We start from the raw sequence: 19,477 nt of genomic DNA, 5'->3' as shown, positions 1-19,477 counted from the left end.
GCTTGAGTGTAACCGACTAATGCCTTGCCATTACATGAAACATTATTTGGCTAAGCCAGAATGGGATCTCAATCCCTTGTTACCTGCTTAAGTCGAAATGCGTCTGACTGCCCGCACGCCCGTTGCGCGGATTATGGAACTAATTGTCCATAGTGATTGGAATTATCGGCCGTGTTGCTTGATTAACGCTTCAGGTATTGTGCCGTCATTAATAACGCCAAGCCCTGTTTGGTCTGCCACATTGTTTTGACGAGGAAAGTGTATGACTCACCCAATTATTGCCGATTTAATGTCTCGTTATACTGCCAAGAAATATGATGCTAGCCAACGTATTAGTGCAGATGATATGGAGGTGATTAAACAAGCCATTCGTTTATCGGCCTCGTCAATCAATGCACAGCCATGGAAGTTTATCGTGCTAGAAAGTGAGGCCGCTAAGCAGCGTTTTCATGATTCATTTGCCAATAACTTCCAGTTTAATCAGCCCCATGCTAAAGAAGCGTCGCACACTATTTTGTTTGCTTACAATCCGCATTTTACTAAAGATCAGTACAAGAAAGTGGTGGATGCTGAAGTGACCTCAGGCCATCTGCCCGCGGATAAATACAATTACATGCTAGATAATGCTTACGCTTTTGCTGAATTAAATACCGATGAGTCGGGTTTTAATGGTCACTGGACCAAGGCGCAAACCTATATCGCCTTAGGCAACACCTTGCATACTTTAGCGCGTATGGGCATAGCCTCAACCCCGATGGAAGGCGTAGATTCGGCCTTAATTGGTGAGTTGTTTAAAGAAGAACTCGACGGTTATGTGTGTGATTTTGCGTTGGCGCTTGGCTATCACAAAGACAATGAAGACTATAACTATGGCCTGCCTAAAGCACGCTTACCCATAGAAGATGTCATTACTGTTATCTAATCGGACGTTAAGGCTTAGCATTACTTAGCTAGTCTACTTAGTTAGTCTACTTAGTTAGCTTGCCTGGTATGTAACATTAGCCGCAGCAAACCCAAGGCCAGACACTATTCTGGCCTTTTTGCTATTTGCGCTTGGTTACTGAGTTGCTAAGTGCTGAGTTGCTAAGTGCTTAGTTGCTTGCTTGGTTGCAAATGTTGAATCATGCCCTAGATTGCTAGGCTCATCATTCAACTATTCACTCACGGATCCACTCACTTCTTCGCGCCATCATCAAACGGCTTGATGTGATAATAACGATCAAAATCTGGAATATGCTGCTCCCAGCGCGGGATGGCACCTATGTAGTTTTCTACCGCGGCAATAAATTCTGTGACTAAGGCGGTTTTGCGTCGGTGGGGATACAAGGCATATAACGCTAAACCTTGATTATCATGGGCATACTCAGTTAATAGCGGCCTTAACTGCATGTCGGCAAGCGGTCGGTAAAGCACAGATGAGGCGATAGTGGCGTAACCTAACCCCGCCTGCACGGCTTCAAGTAAGCTTCTAACATCATTCACTTTATAATTGCCCTGCATAGGGTAATCAATAAAGCGCTTAGAGCCTGGCTGCTCATTAAAGCGCATCATATCCACAGTTAAGCTGCCGTTACTGTAAATCACCGCCGGTAAATGGGAGAGTTCTTCTGGGGTTTTCACTGCGCCATAACGCTCAATAAAGGCATCGGATGCCAAAGTCACAACTCGAATATCGGCAATCTTTTTGGCGATTAAGCTTGAATCATCTAAGCGCGCTAAGCGAAACGCTACATCGAAATGATCAGAAATAATATCCGAGCGCTTATCATCCATCAGCAGCACTATCTCAACCTCAGGAAAACGCTGCATAAAGTCAGTGATCACAGGTTGCAGGTACAGTTGCCCAATATGCAAAGGCGCGGTAATGCGAATGCGCCCTTTAGGTTCTGCCAGATACGAGTCAGCAATTAAACGCACCTGATGCAAGGTATCCACCAACTGATAGGCTTGCTGCAATATCTCTTCGCCAGCGGGCGTCAACGCAAACGAGCGCGTGGAGCGATTAAGTAATTGCACCCCAAGTTCAGTTTCCAGCTTTTTAATCTGTTTCGATAAGGATGAGTTATCCATATCATGCAGCGCTGCGGCTTTAGTAAAAGATTGCTGCTGCACGACATCGATAAAAAGCGCCAACTGTTGAACTAATGACATAGATTTCCTTGTGATAGAGAGCTCTTCAAGCGCCGCAACATAGCGCCTTTATCTTACAATAAAACAACCAGTTAGAATATCGAGCGGCTAATGGCCTCACCAATATGACTAGGCTTGTCTTTCAGCCTTTAGCCAAAATAGCGGCACCAGCCAACATAATGGCGCAGTATTTTTTGTGCCAAAGCTCACACGCATGAGCAAAAATCAAACAACAACAAAACGATAGCGATATAATCCACTGCGATTACTTAAAGTCATCAGCAATAAATACCGCCCACAGTTAATTACTGGCATAAACAGTCACAAGACAATCTTAACTAAGTAACCACTAAGCAGTGGGCGCAACCTGATGTAAGCCACTAACATCTCGCAGCGACTCAGCCAGGGGCTAAGTCCAATCATTCACCGACAGAGTGAGGTCAAGGAGTCATCACCTGCATTTTGTCATTGTTTGTAATTACCCATGAACAACCCATACCTAACCTTAAAATTAGATTTTGGTGCCACCTTAGCGCACATTGAACAAGCCTATGATGAACTGCAGCAAGAGTATCACTTAGCCTTTGAGCGCGGCTCTAAGGTCTATGCCAAATTGATGCTGGATGACATAACCGCGGCCTATCGCTTGCTATCGCATCCGGAATCGCGCCAAGCCTATGATAGCGCATATAAAGACCAGCTTATCCAGCATTACAATTTGCAGCTTTCAACTAAACGCAGTTATGAAGATTGGGTCACGATTGAATCGAGTTACCCCGAAGTGCGCTTACTTGAAACCAGCTTAAAGATGATTTCACCGCGCTTATCACTGGCGTTTCGCAGTGAATTATTGCATTCGCGTGAATACCTTAGGGTCACTAATCTGGTTAAAAGTATGGGCATTGAAGCCAATCTTGCCGCGCCGACATTAGCCCCAGCATTAACCGCAGCCAAGATACCAACCCCAGCTGCTAAGCGCGCCCGCCTAAACTTTAAACCACTTTTTTGGGGCACAAATTTGCTGTGGTTGCTGTTAATCGCAGGGATTGGACTCGCGAGCTAGGAAGATGCACGCGACAGTGGCTTGCAATGGTGGCTTGGTATTAAGTGCGGGGGCTAGCTATTGGGGCTTAAGGTAAAAAAAATGAATATGGCCAGCAATGGCGATATTCATTTTTTTAAATGGGTAAAGACCTAAGTTTAGTCTTCCATCCAATCTAAATTTGGCATGGCATCTAAATGTTGGCTATAACGCTTTTCGTTAAACTTGGCGCCATTAAGCATGACATCACTGACTTCAATCGCCAGCGCACAGGCCATCCACTCAATCGCTTCTTCGCGCGGCGTACCTGTCATCACTAAACGCATTAACGTCTCTTTCACCTTTTTTGGCTCACCGTCGGCGATTTGATTTTCGACGGTTTCAATCAAGGTTTCTTCAGTCATGTAACTTTCTTGCTGATTATCCATTTTTACGGCTCGGTAATGAAATTGCCGCCATTATGCCGCAAGCGCAATCTTAGCCAAAGAGTTAATCACGATTAGTCACAGCTTAATTAGCTTTGGCGTTACCGCTTATTGATTGCGTTCACTTTTAAACGCCTCAAGCATTCTCATTGATGGTTTTACTTAACTGCTTGATAAACTTAATTTTACTATTCTCAGGGCTACCATTATCTTGGTAACCTGATATTTGATAACCACTAGCAATGAGCAACTGCAACATAGCTTGATACTGGTTCATCGACTTTACACTAATGGCACTATATCCGTGATTAAGCGCCCATAATTCTTGTTGCTCGCGAAGCTTAGTGGCAACCCCTTGTTTTCTATAATTTGGCGCAACGCCGCCAAGCCAGCTATAGAACTCAATATCAGAAATCTCATAACCAATTTTGTATGCCATTGGCTTGTCATTGTGACTTGCGATGAGAATTAAGTGCGCTTTAGCTGTTAATGTAGCCATTAATTTATTTGCAGTTGTTCTGCCATCAAATTCAGGTATTTGCGCATCCACCTCTAACACTTCAGCTATCGTTCCCAAGCGAAAATCAAACTTCATCCATATTTACCTTTCAAGCCATAACGCCCGCCTAAGGGGCAGGCAACGCATACCACTAAACTCAATCGCAACCACATGAACCATAGCAGTTCATTGGGACTGAAAACGCCACGCGTTGACAGCCCCAACAAGGCATTAGTTATGATTCTGATTTATCACCACTTTGATGCAACTGACGCTCAAGGCCTAGCAGGAAACTTTTAAGAACTTGGTCTTTACACTCTCTGTAATGCTTGTTATCTGGCTTACGGAAAAATGCATTCAGTTCATGCTTGCTTAAACTACAGTCTGCACGTTGCAGAATCTCCAGAATGTCTTCAGCTTTCAAGTTCGCAGCAATACGTAATTTTTGAAACACAACATTATTGCTTATTTTCTCTACCGCTCGAGGTTCATCACCATCACGTTTACCACGCTTAAAATCGATGAAGCCATTCAGAAATAAAGCTAGCTCTCTATCGCTAAGTTCAACAAAAGAATCATCTTCTTTATTTTTCAGCCAGCTAGAGACTTGTCCATCGACTACAGCAAAGTCTGCTAAAGAAAATATTTGGGAAATTGCCAGTTCATTCAGATTGAAGGTTTGGCTTACGCGGCATAAAACATCATTATTGGTCAAAATAGTTCCTAGTCTTAGGTAAATCCAGTGCTATCGAGGTGATTACTGGAAGGCTCGGATTTTAGCAGACTTGCTGCTTGCGCCCTACCCATTGTGCCAATTCACGGGCAATCGTCACGTTTTAGTATGGCTGCGCGTTTAGCTCATGAGACAAGTAACAATGCGCAAACGACTGAGTTTATCAATACTCACAGCACCTAAGTCTACATCCGACGGCATTCCCATACATAGCTAGTCCTTGATGTGAGCCGAGTATTAGGTAAATAAATGAGATGTTGCCTGGTAACTCACTCCGAGGTTTCGATTCACTCGACGAGTGCTAACAAGATTGTGGGCAGAATTGGGTTGATGCTAGTGAAGGCATAGTGATTTGAATATTGACAGGTCAAGTCCAGACCATTCTAAATAACAGCTAATCACCTGATTTTACTGATTTAACTAAATTAGCTTGCCCTTTAGTTGACCTTAAGCCGCCACTTCAGCTCACGACGGCCACGGATAAATTGCCCGCAAACATATTCATCAGCAACAGATGCGGGTACCATTCGGCCCTTACAGTTGACTGAGACCTTGTGACGTGATGAAGCAAAAGATTGAATTACTAGCCCCCGGCGGCGATATTGATGCCATTAAAGCTGCGATTATTGCTGGCGCTAACGCCGTTTATTGCGGTTTAGATACCTTTAATGCTCGTAATCGTGCGGCTAATATTTCTTTCGATCAACTGGTTGGGGCTATCCGCCTCGCTCACCAATATGATTGCCGCATCTTCTTAACGCTTAACATTGTGATATTAGAGCATGAGTTTAAAAGCCTAGTTAAATTGCTTAATCGCTTAGTTAACACCACGCTCGATGGCGTGATAGTGCAAGATCTCGGCTTATTGTATGTGCTGCGTCAATATTTCCCGACACTGGATGTACATGCTTCAACCCAGCTCACCACCCATAATGCTGGCCAAATTCCCTTTCTTAAACAGCTTGGCACCAGCCGAGTTAATTTATCGCGCGAGCTTAACTTACGCGAAATTACGGCGCTGGCTAAGGTGGCACAAACCCATGACATGCTGCTTGAAGTGTTTGTTCATGGCTCGCTGTGTATTGCATTTTCTGGCTTATGTTATTCAACGTCGGCGTCTGCGGGTAACTCGGGCAACCGTGGTCGTTGCAGTCAAGCGTGCCGCGAGGAATATGAAACCACTGAATCTGGCCATAATTTTCCGCTCAATATTAAAGACAACTCGGCGTTTTTTGATTTACCGGCCCTGATTAATGCCGGCGTATATTCGTTTAAAGTGGAAGGACGCATTAAAGGCGCGGGCTATGTTCACACTGTCATCGACAGTTTTCGTAAGCAAATTGACGGCTTTATTGCCACCGGCGAGCTCACCCAAGATGGTGAACGATTATACCAAGTATTTAATCGTGACTTTACCAATGCCTTTTTGCGCGGTGATTTAAACCAATCCATGTTTATTGATAATCCACGCGATCATTCTGAGCATCACTTTATCGGTAAGCTGCGCGCCACTCCGGGGGATACGATTTCTGTGGTGCAGATTTTTGATACCACACAGCAAGTACGTGAAGACAAACAGCAAATCAATCATTCTGTAAGTGCTAAAATCGCTCACTTAAGCATAGAAAAAATCAAGCTGTCACTGCAATTTACCAGTGTGGTTGGCAAGCCGCTCACCTTAACTGTGACCACAGAGCCAAGCGATAATCTAATGAATCACAGCGTGGCTGCGCAAACCATAGTGTTAACTTCGCGCAGCTTACTGCAAGCCACTGCACCGTTAAACGCCGATGATGGCGATGCGATGACAGCGGCCATAGAAAAACGTTTTAAAAGCATTGCCAACGCCAACTATGAATTAGTGATGCTAGATACGGCGCAATTAAACGCTGGCTTAACCATCCCTTATCGTGAAATTACTCAGCTTAAAAATGAATTATTAGCTTACTTAAATGAGGGTATAGCGACCATTGCTGAGGTTACTTTGCCTAAGCTTGAGCATCATCCTAAGCCTAGCGGGCAAGCGCCGCGGCTTTCACTGCTGATTTGCGACCCTGCTGATGCCGCGCTTGCGGATGTCACCAATAGCGATATCTATTTTAAGCTGCCCGATGCCTATAAGCGTGGTTGCACTCAATATGTGGATTTCTTGCAGCAAAATCCGCGCCTTATTCCGTGGTTCCCGGCGGTATTAATCGGTAAAGACTTTGACGTTGCGCTGACTATTTTAGAGCAGGTTAAACCGCAGTGGATTGTGACAAATAACACTGGCATTGCTTATCATGCCGAACGCCTTGGCATTCATTGGATTGCCGGCCCACTGCTTAATACCACTAACTCTTATGTATTGCAGTCACTGCAACAGCATTTCAACTGTCGCGGCGCGTTTATTTCTAATGAAATAAGTAAGCAGCAAATTCGCCACATAGCGCGGCCAAAGAATTTCAAAATGCTCTACAGCATTTATCACCCTATTTTGCTGATGGCGAGCCGCCAATGCTTTTTCCAGCAAAGTGTCGGCTGTGAAAAACCACGGATTGATAATGGCTGTATGTTGTCGTGTGATAAATCGACCACCATTAAAAACCTTAAAGGCGATTCATTTGCCATTGATAAGCAAAAGGCTGGATACCCAAGCATTTATAACCAAGACCAATTTTTAAATACCGACATCATTGCTGATCTCAGCGATTTGTTTGATGGCTTTATGATTGATTTAACTGACATAGGCGCCGGTGGTAACCCCCCCCCTGATAAGGTCGCCTTGATTAAACAGTTTGAAGCATTGCTCAGCGGCCAAGAGGCTGCCTCAGAGCTTTTAGCCAGCATGGTGCCTCACTCAACCGACCAACAATACCACAATGGCTTATAGCACCAGTCTAAATATCCCAAGCCTGAATAACTCAGACTGAATAACTCAGGCCTAAATAACCCAAGCCTAAAAATTATGGCGCTGCGCTTAACGTGCGCGCCTAATGTCACGCCATTGACGCCACTCCTTTGATACTAAAGCTTTGATAGCAGCGCTTTGATACCACTCTGGCGCGGTAACCCCTAAGTGAGTGGCTTAGTTCTAGGCTAGTACTTAACGAATACTGGCCAACCAATATTGGCTAACATTCAACCAGCACTGGCTTGGCACTCGATTAGTACTGCATGAGTTGCCCAAGATTACAGTGAATGTTGGGCTAACTGGCTCGGTTCACAGCGATAGCTTGAGTACTCGTTTAACAACCCCCAGCCGCAACACTACCTAGCGCACATTGAGCACAAGCCAAATGTGAGCAAGATCTACATTAGCAAATTCAAGCAGATTAACCCTTGTTCACACGGGTCGCCCTGTTAGACTCGCCCGCGGATTGATACATCCAACCTTAGCCTGTTAGTCGCGCAGCGCGCCTAACCTATAAGTCTGGGGGTAAGTTTATCTCTCCTTAACAAGTTGTCATCTGGATGTGAATGACCCCAAGGAACTGGACCGGCATATTCTATTAGCTTGTTACTTTGATGTTCTCGCTCAGTAATGACTGGGCAATTGCGGCATAGCGTCTATCCGCAGTATTGAGCATCGACTAACCCATTGGGAAAGTGTTATGCAACTCCTCTTAAGCCTGTTTGGCATTGCGTGTCTTATTTTTATCGCTTGGTTGTTATCTGAACAGCGCGAGCGCATTAATTGGCGCACCATCCTAGCCGCGTTAGGCTTACAAACCCTGTTTGCCGCCATTGCCCTGTATATCCCTGCTGGCGAGCGTGCCTTAGTCAGTGTCAGTAATGGCGTTGCCCATATCTTAAGTTTCGCCGATGAAGGTATTCGCTTCTTATTTGGTGACATGCCTTATAACGGTTTTATCTTCGCCTTTCGCGTATTGCCATTAGTGATTTTTATCAGCTCCTTGATTTCGCTCTTGTACTATTTAGGCGTGATCCAGTGGTTAATTAAAATCATCGGCGGCGCGATTCAAAAACTGCTGGGCACCAGCAAGGCTGAATCGTTAGCGGCCACAGGCAACATCTTTTTATCGCAAGGTGAAACGCCGTTACTTATCCGTCCATTTTTACCGCACATGACTCGCTCAGAGTTATTTACCATCATGACTTGCGGCATGGCATCGGTAGCAGGCTCTGTAATTGGTGGTTACGCTGCCCTTGGCATTGAGCTTAAGTACTTAATTGCCGCGAGCTTTATGGCCGCGCCTGGCAGTATCTTAATGGCGAAAATGCTGGTACCTGAAACTAAGGTACAAATTGAGCAAAGCGATATTGACTTAGACAAGAGTGAACACAGCAACGCTATTGATGCTCTGGCTTCTGGCGCCATGAGTGGCACTAAAGTGGCTGTGGCTATTGGTACTGTATTGATGGCATTTATCAGTGTGATTGCCATGACGAATGCTGGCCTTGAATACTTAGGAGAACTGGTCGGTTGGCAGCAACTGAGCATGCAAAGCATTTTAGGGTATGTGTTTGCCCCTATCGCCTTCTTGATTGGCGTGCCAAGCACAGATATGCAGTTAGCGGGCTCGTTGATTGGTCAAAAGCTGGTATTAAATGAGTTTGTGGCTTATCTCAACTTCACTGAAATTCGCAGCGAATTAACAGTGCAGACTCAAGTAGTTATGGCCTTTGCCTTGTGCGGCTTTGCTAACTTCTGCTCGATTGCGATTCAAATTGGCTCCATTGGTATTTTAGCGCCAGAGCGCCGCGGTGAAATCGCAGGCTTAGGCATAAAAGCCGTATTAGCCGCGACATTAGCTAACCTTATGAGCGCCGCCTTAGCCGGATTATTCTTTAATCTGTAAGCCAGCGTCAACGGTAGTGCGGTTATAAGCCGCTGAAAACCAGAGTGACCCATAAATTAAAAAGCGCTAACTAGTCTCTAGTTAGCGCTTTTTTTGTTTATGGGTCACTTTTTACGGACTGAGTTTTATGAGCTGACCTTTTAGGCAGCGCAAAAGCAACTCTCAAGCGATTAATGCCAATAAGCAGTCACTACTAAGTAACCTATTAAATCGAGGAAAACGAGGGCAACAACTTACCAACGTGAATCTCGCTCACAAGGAATGCCATCATCATCACCATCCATTTTGGTGTTTGGGCAATTGCGAACAAAATATTCAGCTTCTGCTCGAGAATTCATTTGAGTGCAATATTGCCGTCCATCACAACTGAAAGTATGAGAGCTAACACTGCTAGATATCACACGAGTTGGTAACGCACTGATTTCCGGCACATGCATATTCAATGGCTCTATTGGGGTAGCTTCCGAATCCTTATCAAAATGGTTCCACAAGCCAAAAGCAATCAGTCCCAGAATTAAAATCTTTTTCATCCAATAACATCCTTATTCAAAAATATCCTCAAGGCAATTGCCCAGACGACTGGGATAGCCCAATAAACGTCACCAAAGCAGTCACCTCATGGCTAACACCTCGGCATTGTAATTAATACGTTAACTGTTTCAGTCGTGGCATAAGCTAACAAACTTCCCCCTAACTAGCTAATGCTTGATAACGCATGAGTATCTTCTGGCATGAGCGATTATGGCGGCGCAGTCGATAAGCTCAGGCTGGTATTAATGGCGGGCAGATACTCTATGACTCATACAAGCATATTGATACTCTTGGCCTTTAAATATACTTATAACACTGCACCCTGCCCCTTAAACGCTGAGGCTAAAAGGCAAAAAGTTTGAATAAAAAACCCTGCTTAAAAGCAGGGTTTTGGTTTGGATTTAGCTTGGCGGTTATTTACAACCGTGTTACCTGAAGGCTAGCTGGCAGCAAATTACTGCGGGCTCAGACCAAAGGTTTCTAACACTAACTTGAAGTTAGCGCGACGCTCTTTAACGTTATGCACTTCGCCACTGCTACAAGTTAGATCAGGGCAACCACGGTTAACAATACCTGATACATCATCAATGAATTGTGAGCCTTTCATGCCGCTATCAACGTATTTCTTAATTTCGTTGTAGTAGTTCCAGTCACTGTATTGACCTTCATCAGCATAACCTTGCACTGAGGTAACCCAGTAGAACAAACCAGCAATCCACTTAATTTCTTTGTTTTCTTCAGAGCTACAAATCAGCCCAGGGTTAGAACAGAAATCCAGTTCAGCATACAAAGGGTTAGCTGGCGGCGCATCAACCACGACACCATCTATAGTTTGACCAATAGTGGCTGGGTCAACATGCGAGCGACCTAAGTAATGGTTAAGGGTACCGAAGTTTTGACGACCTGTGGTTTGAATAACACCACGGCCCCACCAACCACAACCTTCAACGCTTTCTTGGCTACTACCGTCCCAAATGAAAGTACCCGCTTTTTGACCGACATAAGTCTTACAATCATCGCGTTCCCACACTTGCTTAGAAGTGTCTACTGACTCTGGAATATCGTTACAGTGACCACTATTAGTCCAACGACCTACGCTGCCATTAACCAGTAAACCGCGCTCGGCCAATACTGAATTTGGCGCAGCGAATACTGGCGCAGGGGCGCCGTACCACTTAGCGTGGGTCAGAGCACTCACTTCCATCTTGTTATCACGTGGGCAAGAGTAAGCATGATCTAAACCGGTAGTCGGGTTAGTACCATAATCAGCATACTTTTGACCTAACTGACCACAACTGGCTGACATTGGGTAATCTGCCGGCGCGCCGTATTTCATTTCAGACCAGTTGTTCTCGTCACAAGCATTGTAACGAATAGTCTCTTGCATACTTTGCGCAAGGAAGGCTGCAATGGCAACTTTAGCGTATTTGATGTTAGTCGCATCATCCACACCATCGTGCATTAACCAGAACTTGTTACCAGCAACGCCTATGTTGTGCATGGCATTTAAGCCATCAAGGAAATCAGTCCACTTGTAAACCGTTGACGGTTCCCACTGTGATTCCGGGGTTTCGTAGAGGAAGGCTGAATTGTTCATCGCATTTTCAGCATTGGCCAATTCTTGGTTAAGTGCTTCAATACGAGTTAATGAGCCATTCTCTAAGTCAGCACCTACATAGTAGAGCGGAACTTTAGTGTCTTGATAAGCTTCGATTTTGCTAGTTAAGGTCGCAGAATCATCAGCAAAGATGACGGCAAACACGTTGCTGTAAGCGGCTTTACGCAGCTGCGACTTAGCGCCAGCATGACCCATGAAGTAATCCGCGGCTTGTGCTGTAGGCATGTTTGCCAGCATAGCCGGAGTCTTCACAAAGTCAGTCACTTGCTTCACGTACTCAAGGGCATTGTGCCACTGCTCGCTTGACAAGGCAGTGGTGTCACTTGATTTACTGAAGGCTACAAAGTCAGCTTTAGTGGCTGAATCGGCTTTATAAAGCTCAAAGCTATCTAACACATCGCTGCTATAAACAGAGGCTTTATCCCACACTGACTGACGACCAGAATGAGTCGCGTAAGCAAAATCACCAATGGCTAATGACCATGCAAAGCTCGCATCAGGTGCCAGCGTTGAAACGATCAGGTTATGCGCCTGCGCCCAACCTTTAACATCGTCGCTCAAACCATTAATGGCATCAATGTCGATTCGGCTGCCAGTAGCATCCATAGCACTGATTAACGCGGCTTTAACTGCCACAACGCCTACGGATTCACCTTTATCTTTGGTGGCATTATCTAACACATCGCTGCGCAGGATAATCGTTGATGCGCCCGCAGTTTCTGCTTGCTCCATCACTCGCACAAAGGCTTGGGTTAACGCGTTAGCGTCTTGCAATTCTTGGGTGCTCGCAAGGGCAATGGTTTGCGTCTTTGGCGCTGCTGTAGACGGGCTTGCTACCACTAAGGTATTTGGCCAGCCTGCAACTTCCAAACGCACTGGATCCATTGGGTTTTGCAGCGATAACAGGGGCGCAGTACCCGGCTCAGAGCCATCACAATTTAAGTGCAATGCCCAAGAGCTGTCGCTGCCTGGTACTGACTTAGTCCAGTAAATCGCTGAATAGGCGATGTTACTATGAACCATGATGTCGCCACCGGTGGCATGATCGCCTTGGGTCCAATCTGGATAGACCTTAAAGTCGGCGCATAAGCTGCCAGGTGGTGTCACAGGCGGAGTCACAGGTGGCTCTACCACGTCTTGCTCTATGGTGATATTGACACTGACTGACGTTGACAGCTTCTCAGCATCGGTGGCTATCGCCTTAAGTGTCACTGGGCCTGTGTAAGTGGCTTGCCACTCACAGCTAAATGGGGCAACAGAGCTTGCATCAAATGAACAAATTTGCTGATTGTTGGCCTGAATAACGACCTTAGTTAAATCATCATCAACATCTGACGCATTAACGCTAATCGCAACAGTGGCTGCTTCACCAAAGGTTGCACCATTGGTTGGAGTGATAAAGCTCACCACTGGCGCAGTGAAATTATCATCTTCTTTCACAGTCACTGTGACAGCTTGCTGCTCAATTTTTTGATTGTTTTTATCAAAAACAAACACATTGATAACGGCGCTGCCGGCCTCAGCAGGTGTCCAGTTATGGGAGTACAACGGCTTGTTGGCAACAATGGCTTGCTCCGCCAGCTTTTGGCTATTGACCCAAAACTCAACTTTTGCAGCCAACTTACCTTCAACGCGAGCGCTAATGGCAACAGCTTCACTGAGGTTAACTGATTGACCAGCCGTTGGCGAAACTATGGCTAACTTAGTCACATCTGGCTCACCCGGCTCGCTGCTACATTCAGCGACATCCCAAAACCATGAATCGGCTTTTGGTGTTTCCCATACGCCGGGGTTGTTTTTGGCAATAAAGCACTGATTACCAAAAGACACCATATCGCCATTGCTAACTTGAGTCTCACCTTCGATAAAAGGGATCACATCACCTGGATTTGGACCTGGCTCTGGCTCTGGCTCTGGCTCTGGCTCTGGCTCTGGCTCTGGCTCTGGCTCTGGCTCTCCAGAACATACAGCCACATCCCAAAACCATGAACTTCCATTTGGTGATTCCCACACACCTGGATTATTTTTAGCAACAAAACACTGGCCATTATAAATAACCATATCACCGTTATTCACCTTGGTTTCACCGGGAACAAAAGAGATAACACCTGAATTGGCACTGGCGTCCGATGCATATAAACAACTGCTCAGCATAGCGGTCGATAATATGGATAAAGTAATTCTATTTAACTTCTTCAAATTTGACTTCTTCTTATACGATTTGATAACACTCGTATCAATAGCCGTTTAATGTTTTTAATGACCGAATATTGACAGATTATTTTTGAGAAAAGCATTTCATTACACTCAGATATACCTAATCATCCATTAAGATAAATCAAAGCATCCTTTGAAATAAGTCAGAGCGTCCATTGCAATGCAGCGGTAAAATACATAACGCTTGCCACTACAAAACGGCAAGGTAATCGATTTCACCAATAAATTCAAGCGACAATAAAATACTTACATAAATGTAAGCTTAGCTTTATCACTATTTAGGTAGCTTAATCAAGCCTCTTATATAACGCCACTGACGACTACTTTGATAGCGTCTTTTAAATAACCGCTCCATGGAGTACAAATACAGCGTTATGCTATTAAGCAGATTAACAACCAAGGGGGTTCAATATCCAAGCCATTATATAAATCCATTTGCAAGCTTTGCTTACTGACCTCAAGCTCAGTCAATAGCTGATTAATTTTAAACAAAAAAACAAACTGAAAATCAAGCCACCACAAATCTGCTGCAATAAGCAGCCGTTGCCAGCAGCAAGCTAATGCGAAGCAATAATTACTTAATCCATAGCCTATTTGTCAGATAATTGGCGGCAACAACAAAATAACCACAACTAACAGTTGTCGCGCCAATTAATTGACGAGCCGTACAACCGCAATGGTAAATATTGATAAAATAGTGCAGATAACTATTGTTACTCAAATATCAAAGCCATCCGTTCGAAATATTATCGCTGTTAATTATTCACTTATTTTAGCGCTAGCACCATTTAAATTATTCCTCTACCTGGCTATGCCAGAATGACAAAAAACTAAACACTCGCTAAACAAGCGCCGCGCCTATTCACAGCTAAAGCATAAATCAGTGATAGCTTAAGTAAAAAGCACGGCCTTAATATAAATAGCCAAAATACTATTAGTGATTCACCTAGCCGCGCCATGCCATTAACGCTTAAATCATCCATAGCCAAAACCAACAATTTGACAACACCCATTAATAATTAGCTATGCCAACGGCAGTGATTTATTCGCTAGCGAACCAATAAGATCAGTTTAATCGATCATTTTATCTCCTATTAACTAATAATGATGAATACCTTTATTTAGCATACAGGTTTGAGCTAAAGGTTATGGCTGCAATAGCAAAAACCACATGGTGTTAGCGCCTAATAAACGCTACACTCGGCGCGTTTTTTATTCAGGTCACTATTTCCATGAGCATTTATTATCAGCGCGCCGATTTAAGTATTAATCCCATCACCCCTCTGCGCTTACAGGCATTAGCACAGTTAAGCTTAGCGCCCGAACAAGCTGGGTTTGTAGAATCAGTGGATGAATGCTTAGCAGAAGCGCAGCAAGATAAGCGTTATGTGCCAGCCGCCTTAAGCATAGATAGCCAAGTGATAGGTTTTGCTATGTATGGCTTATTTGATGAGGACTATGGCCCTAGGGTGTGGTTTGATCGCTATTTTATCGGCGCACAGTTTCAAGGTCAGGGTTACGGCCGCGCCTTTGCAAGCTTAATGCTTGATTATCTTTATGACTTTTATCAGTGTGACAATATTTATTTGAGTGTCTATAGCCATAACCATGGCGCCATTAAGCTTTATCAAAGTCTAGGCTTTGAACTCAATGGCGAGCTTGATTGCAATGGTGAGCAAGTGATGGTGACTAAGCGCGGCGCACTCGATAACGGCGCAGCATCAATAAATACAACAAGCTACTGACCCACCAACTGATGGCCAATGACCAAAAACCGTGACTCATAAAATGGGCGCCGCGCAGTTGCTGGCCTATATCCATTAAGCCGCCACAGACTAATACCGCCGCCAGCGCTAAGTAACGCCATCTTGGCCAATAGACTAACGCCACAAAATATAAGCCCAACCAGCCATAACCGCCGCTGGCGTGCCCACCGGGGAAACAGCGCCCAGGGGTAACGCCTGTTGGCAGCGCACTAAAGGTTGGAACAAAGGGCTGCGTGCCGCCAAACGCGACTAAATCCCAAGGGCAATTCACGTGAGTGAACTTTTTTAAGGCGGCGATTATTAAGGTAGTCACGGCAAAACAGACAATAAGATACAAGAGCGGCGCGCGATACTCTTGCCATGGCTGACGCTTAAGACTAATGACAAATGCAGCAAGTAAAGAAAGTGCCAGCACCACCACCAGATGATGCATGCCCTTATGCAATATGCCCTCTTCCAAAAAGCTAGATCGCAGGGTCCAGCCGCCAAATTCAGGACCGCCTTGATAACGGTATAAGCTCTCGGCAATCACTAAATCCACATGGCTCACTTCAATGGCATAACCCAAACTCAAAAAAAAGATGCTTGGCAGCAGCACATAACAAAAGATATCTGACCATAGACTGGCTGGCCGACGAGAGTGAGAATGAATTAACAAACTTTGTACTTTGGTCAATGGGCGAGATAACAAGCGTTTCAAGGGGCATCCTAGGCATTAATGCTAATGGGTGAGGATAATACGAATGGAGCTAAGTTTAGGCTAATTAAGCCTGTTTCATTTTTTGTGAATTTACGCTTTAAGGGCTTAAGTGTTATTGGCTTAATTGCTTTGACATAGTTTTGCTTAAGTTTGCTCTTCAATTGAGCTCGTCAAATGTAAACGAGCCCAATGCCAACTCGCCCAGCTTATGCCGAGTGCTTAACTGTGAGCCTTGCTAAGATCAGGGCATTTCTGGGGGTGACTGAGCTTGGGCAAAATGGTTGCAAACTCACCTGATAACCGTGTTGCTGTAAAAATGCGACTCTATCTAGCAGTAAGGCGTGTTCGAGTAATTGCCGAAACAAGTGCGACACGAGATCAAGACGACGCACTAGCAATAAACGCTGTTGGCCGATAGCAAGCCATGCTTGAGTCTCTATGCTGGCATCAAAGTTCAAGCCTTTTTGCGCCATGGCCCATTCACAAAAACGGTTAAAGCTAGCACTGAGTTGGCTGCGTTTGATGGCAGGCACCGGCAAATAACTATTTTCACCGCGCACATAGCGCTGCAAGCTATCAAAGCCTAAGCGCCAACACATCTCTTGGTCGCGCAGCTCTTTGTCTCGCGGGCTCGCTAAGCTGCTTTGTGCTAATGCCAGCTGCAAATCGCGCTTAGATAAGATTAACGCTTGCTGCTGCCAAGTGCTGCTCAAGCCTTGATAGTGCTGGCTGCGAATTAAGTGATAACAACAAGGGGCGATAGCAAGCTGTTGAATACCATGAGTCACGCCTTGCTGCATTAGGCTCACATGTAAATCGCCGCAGGCATGTAAGGCTATGGCTTGCTGTTTGCCCATGAAAATGTGGCTTTGCGCCGCAAAGGCATCGCCACAAACAAAGGATTGGTTTAATTGCCACTGACTGGCAAAGTCGCGCCCTTGCTCACATAAATCCGCTTGCCACTCGACACTTGTTACTGTGGCGTCATATTGCTTAGCGATAAGGCGGCCTAAGTGGCCTTTACCAGCGCACCATTCGAGCACATTGTCATTAGCATTGATGGCTAACGCCTTAGTGAAACCTGTGATTTGCTGCCATTTGCGCCCTTTGATGTGGGCACTAAAATGGCTAAGCCAAGGGGCATCATCCATTGGCGGCAGTTCAGCATCACTCTTGTCTGCCGTGTCTACAGGCTTGTGATCTGAGTCTACATGCTTGCGATTTGAGTCTGAGATTGAGTATGGCTCTGAGGCTAACCCATAGATTAACTCCGATGCTTGCCAGTCAAACCCTAAAACCGCTAAGTCTTGGGCTAATGCTGGATACAAGGTTGAAACTAGCTCAGATTGCTGACTATCCAGCCTATCTATCTCAGCTAAATCAAGGGTTGAGACTAGACTTGCAAGCTTTGGGAAATCACTCGCCCACGGCAAATAGCTTTGTTCAAAGGTGGCGAGTTGCCATAACGGCCGCGCCTCAGTTAACAAGGTTAATTGCCGCGCTAACACTTCGGCCTGATCAGAAAGTAACAAGTAACAACTCCGCTAACATCACAAAACAGTACAAAACAGTAGCAACACTGCCAACACCACACTCAGCTATATCAAAACGCCGCCCAAAGTGTGCTTAGGCGGCGCAGCAAATTAGCTCGCTTTTTTAGTTGCCATACGCTTACCTAACCATACTCCAAGCCCAAGCGGCGCAAAGAACACCACCAGCAAGAACAGAATTATGTATAAGATCAGGCTTTTAATTAGGCCGCTCACTTCAGCAAAGGCTTGCTCTAAGGTGCGCTGCACTAAGGTATCAACATTTTGCGCTACGGCTTCTCGCTCGCGAGTCACCATAGTCTCTAAGGCTACACGCTCACGGGCAACCATGACTTCTAATGCTTGGCGCTCAACCGATAATTGCGCCAAATTTTTAGCCGCGCTGGCATCAAGCTTATCTAACAGCGGCGTTAACTCAGTGCGTAAATCAATGGCTAATTGCCCCATCAATTCAGGGCTTTGCGCCATTAACACTTGGAACTTAGCCGAAGTATCACTAATGCTAGTTAAGGTTTGCTGCAGCTCTTCACTATTGATATTGCTATGCAGGGCAAAAAACTCCGCTTTCCAGCCGAGGATTTTCGGGGTCTGCGCTGCCAACATCGCCATTCTATCTGACATATCTGTCATTACTTCGGGCACGCTGCCAAAAGTAGTCACAGCATCAAATTCACCGATTTTTTTATAGCTTAGCCAGTCGGTAAAGGCCGAGGTGCGACTAAATTGCAGATCAAACAGCGGTTTTTCGCTCACGTATTGTTTGATAAACGCCTGATTATCACTAAAGGCGCCAGCATTCATTAAACCGCGCATGCGCTTTTCATAATCTTGCAATAACTGCTTACTGGTCGCCGCCGCAAGATGGGTGTGCTCACCAAATACGGTCTGACCTTTGTCAGACTCAAAAAACTGCACCATTTGGGCACTAAAGGCCCAAGTATCTATCATGGCAGCGACTGGCGACACCTGAAAAATACTGTTTCCCATGGTTTGTTCAGCATTGATTTTCCAAAGTAAGCTATTACTTTTCATCAATAATTGGGCAGCGGCATCATCATGGGTTTGCAGCGCGATAAAGTCCGCGGTTTGCTCAACCCCAGCAAAAAAAGTGCTGCTGTATTCACGAGTAAATACTCGCATGCTGAGCTGCTCTTGCGGTAATGGCTGAATGCCACTTTCAAGCTTAACTTCAAGCAAAGAGCAACCACTTAAGACGCTCATTAGTAGGCAAGTTAACAGCCCTTGTTTATATCTGTTCATTACAACCTTCATAAAGAAGTAGATTGAAAAATAATGCTAATTTTAGCATTATCTACCCACCTAAAGTTCATTAAATCCCTCAATGCGTGAGCCTAATCAACCCCATGTTCAATCTGCGTTAACGCCCTGTATTAGTTTATGTGGGTTAAATAGTGATGGCTTTTGCCGCGGGTGCGCGCGCACTATCGACGAAATTAGTCAGTG

At 45.2% G+C, this 19,477-nt stretch carries 14 protein-coding genes; 5 read left to right on the top strand and 9 right to left on the bottom strand.

Features of this window, described 5'->3' with window-relative positions; translation table 11 throughout:
• The first annotated feature begins 262 nt into the window (after positions 1–262).
• Positions 263–922 carry a nitroreductase family protein gene (locus FJQ87_RS07865; protein ID WP_140932155.1) on the top strand — a complete coding sequence of 220 codons (660 nt, stop codon included), beginning with the start codon at positions 263–265 and terminating at the stop codon, positions 920–922.
• Positions 923–1,173: 251 nt separating this feature from the next.
• Here FJQ87_RS07865 and FJQ87_RS07860 read toward each other — a convergent pair whose 3' ends face one another.
• Positions 1,174–2,151, bottom strand: a complete 978-nt coding sequence (locus FJQ87_RS07860) for a LysR family transcriptional regulator (RefSeq protein WP_140932154.1) — start codon at positions 2,149–2,151, stop codon at positions 1,174–1,176.
• 463 nt (positions 2,152–2,614) lie between these two features.
• Between FJQ87_RS07860 and FJQ87_RS07855 the strand changes: the two genes are divergently transcribed.
• Positions 2,615–3,193 carry a DnaJ domain-containing protein gene (locus tag FJQ87_RS07855; RefSeq protein ID WP_140932153.1) on the top strand — a complete coding sequence of 193 codons (579 nt, stop codon included), beginning with the start codon at positions 2,615–2,617 and terminating at the stop codon, positions 3,191–3,193.
• Between the two features lie 137 nt (positions 3,194–3,330).
• On the opposite strand, the gene FJQ87_RS07850 is transcribed toward FJQ87_RS07855, so the two are convergent.
• The 3 genes from FJQ87_RS07850 to FJQ87_RS07835 all read right to left on the bottom strand — a co-directional run bounded on the left by FJQ87_RS07850 (position 3,331) and on the right by FJQ87_RS07835 (position 4,811).
• Complete coding sequence (locus FJQ87_RS07850) at positions 3,331–3,576, bottom strand: hypothetical protein (RefSeq protein ID WP_240778870.1); 246 nt, start codon at positions 3,574–3,576, stop codon at positions 3,331–3,333.
• A 157-nt stretch (positions 3,577–3,733) separates the two neighbouring features.
• Complete coding sequence (locus FJQ87_RS07845) at positions 3,734–4,192, bottom strand: GNAT family N-acetyltransferase (protein WP_140932151.1); 459 nt, start codon at positions 4,190–4,192, stop codon at positions 3,734–3,736.
• A gap of 139 nt (positions 4,193–4,331) precedes the next feature.
• The gene (locus FJQ87_RS07835; protein ID WP_140932150.1) at positions 4,332–4,811 is read right to left on the bottom strand and encodes a DUF1456 family protein; all 480 of its coding nucleotides are present in this window, start codon (positions 4,809–4,811) and stop codon (positions 4,332–4,334) included.
• Positions 4,812–5,391: 580 nt separating this feature from the next.
• Here FJQ87_RS07835 and FJQ87_RS07830 point away from each other — a divergent pair.
• Positions 5,392–7,701, top strand: a complete 2,310-nt coding sequence (locus tag FJQ87_RS07830; RefSeq protein ID WP_140932149.1) for a peptidase U32 family protein — start codon at positions 5,392–5,394, stop codon at positions 7,699–7,701.
• A 721-nt stretch (positions 7,702–8,422) separates the two neighbouring features.
• The gene (locus tag FJQ87_RS07825; protein ID WP_140932148.1) at positions 8,423–9,631 is read left to right on the top strand and encodes a NupC/NupG family nucleoside CNT transporter; all 1,209 of its coding nucleotides are present in this window, start codon (positions 8,423–8,425) and stop codon (positions 9,629–9,631) included.
• Between the two features lie 233 nt (positions 9,632–9,864).
• On the opposite strand, the gene FJQ87_RS07820 is transcribed toward FJQ87_RS07825, so the two are convergent.
• The gene (locus FJQ87_RS07820) at positions 9,865–10,161 is read right to left on the bottom strand and encodes an excalibur calcium-binding domain-containing protein (protein ID WP_140932146.1); all 297 of its coding nucleotides are present in this window, start codon (positions 10,159–10,161) and stop codon (positions 9,865–9,867) included.
• A 455-nt stretch (positions 10,162–10,616) separates the two neighbouring features.
• Complete coding sequence (locus tag FJQ87_RS07815) at positions 10,617–13,979, bottom strand: Ig-like domain-containing protein (RefSeq protein WP_140932144.1); 3,363 nt, start codon at positions 13,977–13,979, stop codon at positions 10,617–10,619.
• Between the two features lie 1,250 nt (positions 13,980–15,229).
• Here FJQ87_RS07815 and FJQ87_RS07810 point away from each other — a divergent pair.
• Entirely contained in the window at positions 15,230–15,742 is a 513-nt protein-coding gene (locus FJQ87_RS07810; protein ID WP_140932142.1) for a GNAT family protein, read from the top strand.
• Here FJQ87_RS07810 and FJQ87_RS07805 read toward each other — a convergent pair.
• The 3 genes from FJQ87_RS07805 to FJQ87_RS07795 all read right to left on the bottom strand — a co-directional run bounded on the left by FJQ87_RS07805 (position 15,687) and on the right by FJQ87_RS07795 (position 19,273).
• Positions 15,687–16,463 carry a phosphatase PAP2 family protein gene (locus FJQ87_RS07805; RefSeq protein WP_140932140.1) on the bottom strand — a complete coding sequence of 259 codons (777 nt, stop codon included), beginning with the start codon at positions 16,461–16,463 and terminating at the stop codon, positions 15,687–15,689. The genes FJQ87_RS07810 and FJQ87_RS07805 overlap by 56 nt on opposite strands.
• Before the next feature lie 206 nt (positions 16,464–16,669).
• A complete protein-coding gene (locus FJQ87_RS07800) occupies positions 16,670–17,995 on the bottom strand; it encodes a methyltransferase (RefSeq protein WP_140932138.1) in 1,326 nt (441 codons plus the stop codon).
• Positions 17,996–18,106: 111 nt separating this feature from the next.
• A complete protein-coding gene (locus FJQ87_RS07795) occupies positions 18,107–19,273 on the bottom strand; it encodes a chemotaxis protein (RefSeq protein ID WP_140932136.1) in 1,167 nt (388 codons plus the stop codon).
• Positions 19,274–19,477: the final 204 nt, after the last annotated feature.

Source organism: Shewanella sp. SNU WT4 (genome assembly GCF_006494715.1).
Taxonomy (GTDB): domain Bacteria; phylum Pseudomonadota; class Gammaproteobacteria; order Enterobacterales; family Shewanellaceae; genus Shewanella.
Note: the sequence above shows the minus strand (reverse complement) of the source record. Positions and strands in the feature narration are given on the sequence as shown.

Coding starts and splice junctions, on each gene's coding strand:
- FJQ87_RS07865 (WP_140932155.1), top strand. CDS start 263: ATGACTCACCCAATTATTGCCGATTTAATGTCTCGTTATACTGCCAAG.
- FJQ87_RS07860 (WP_140932154.1), bottom strand. CDS start 2,151: ATGTCATTAGTTCAACAGTTGGCGCTTTTTATCGATGTCGTGCAGCAG.
- FJQ87_RS07855 (WP_140932153.1), top strand. CDS start 2,615: ATGAACAACCCATACCTAACCTTAAAATTAGATTTTGGTGCCACCTTA.
- FJQ87_RS07850 (WP_240778870.1), bottom strand. CDS start 3,576: ATGACTGAAGAAACCTTGATTGAAACCGTCGAAAATCAAATCGCCGAC.
- FJQ87_RS07845 (WP_140932151.1), bottom strand. CDS start 4,192: ATGAAGTTTGATTTTCGCTTGGGAACGATAGCTGAAGTGTTAGAGGTG.
- FJQ87_RS07830 (WP_140932149.1), top strand. CDS start 5,392: ATGAAGCAAAAGATTGAATTACTAGCCCCCGGCGGCGATATTGATGCC.
- FJQ87_RS07825 (WP_140932148.1), top strand. CDS start 8,423: ATGCAACTCCTCTTAAGCCTGTTTGGCATTGCGTGTCTTATTTTTATC.
- FJQ87_RS07820 (WP_140932146.1), bottom strand. CDS start 10,161: ATGAAAAAGATTTTAATTCTGGGACTGATTGCTTTTGGCTTGTGGAAC.
- FJQ87_RS07810 (WP_140932142.1), top strand. CDS start 15,230: ATGAGCATTTATTATCAGCGCGCCGATTTAAGTATTAATCCCATCACC.
- FJQ87_RS07795 (WP_140932136.1), bottom strand. CDS start 19,273: ATGAACAGATATAAACAAGGGCTGTTAACTTGCCTACTAATGAGCGTC.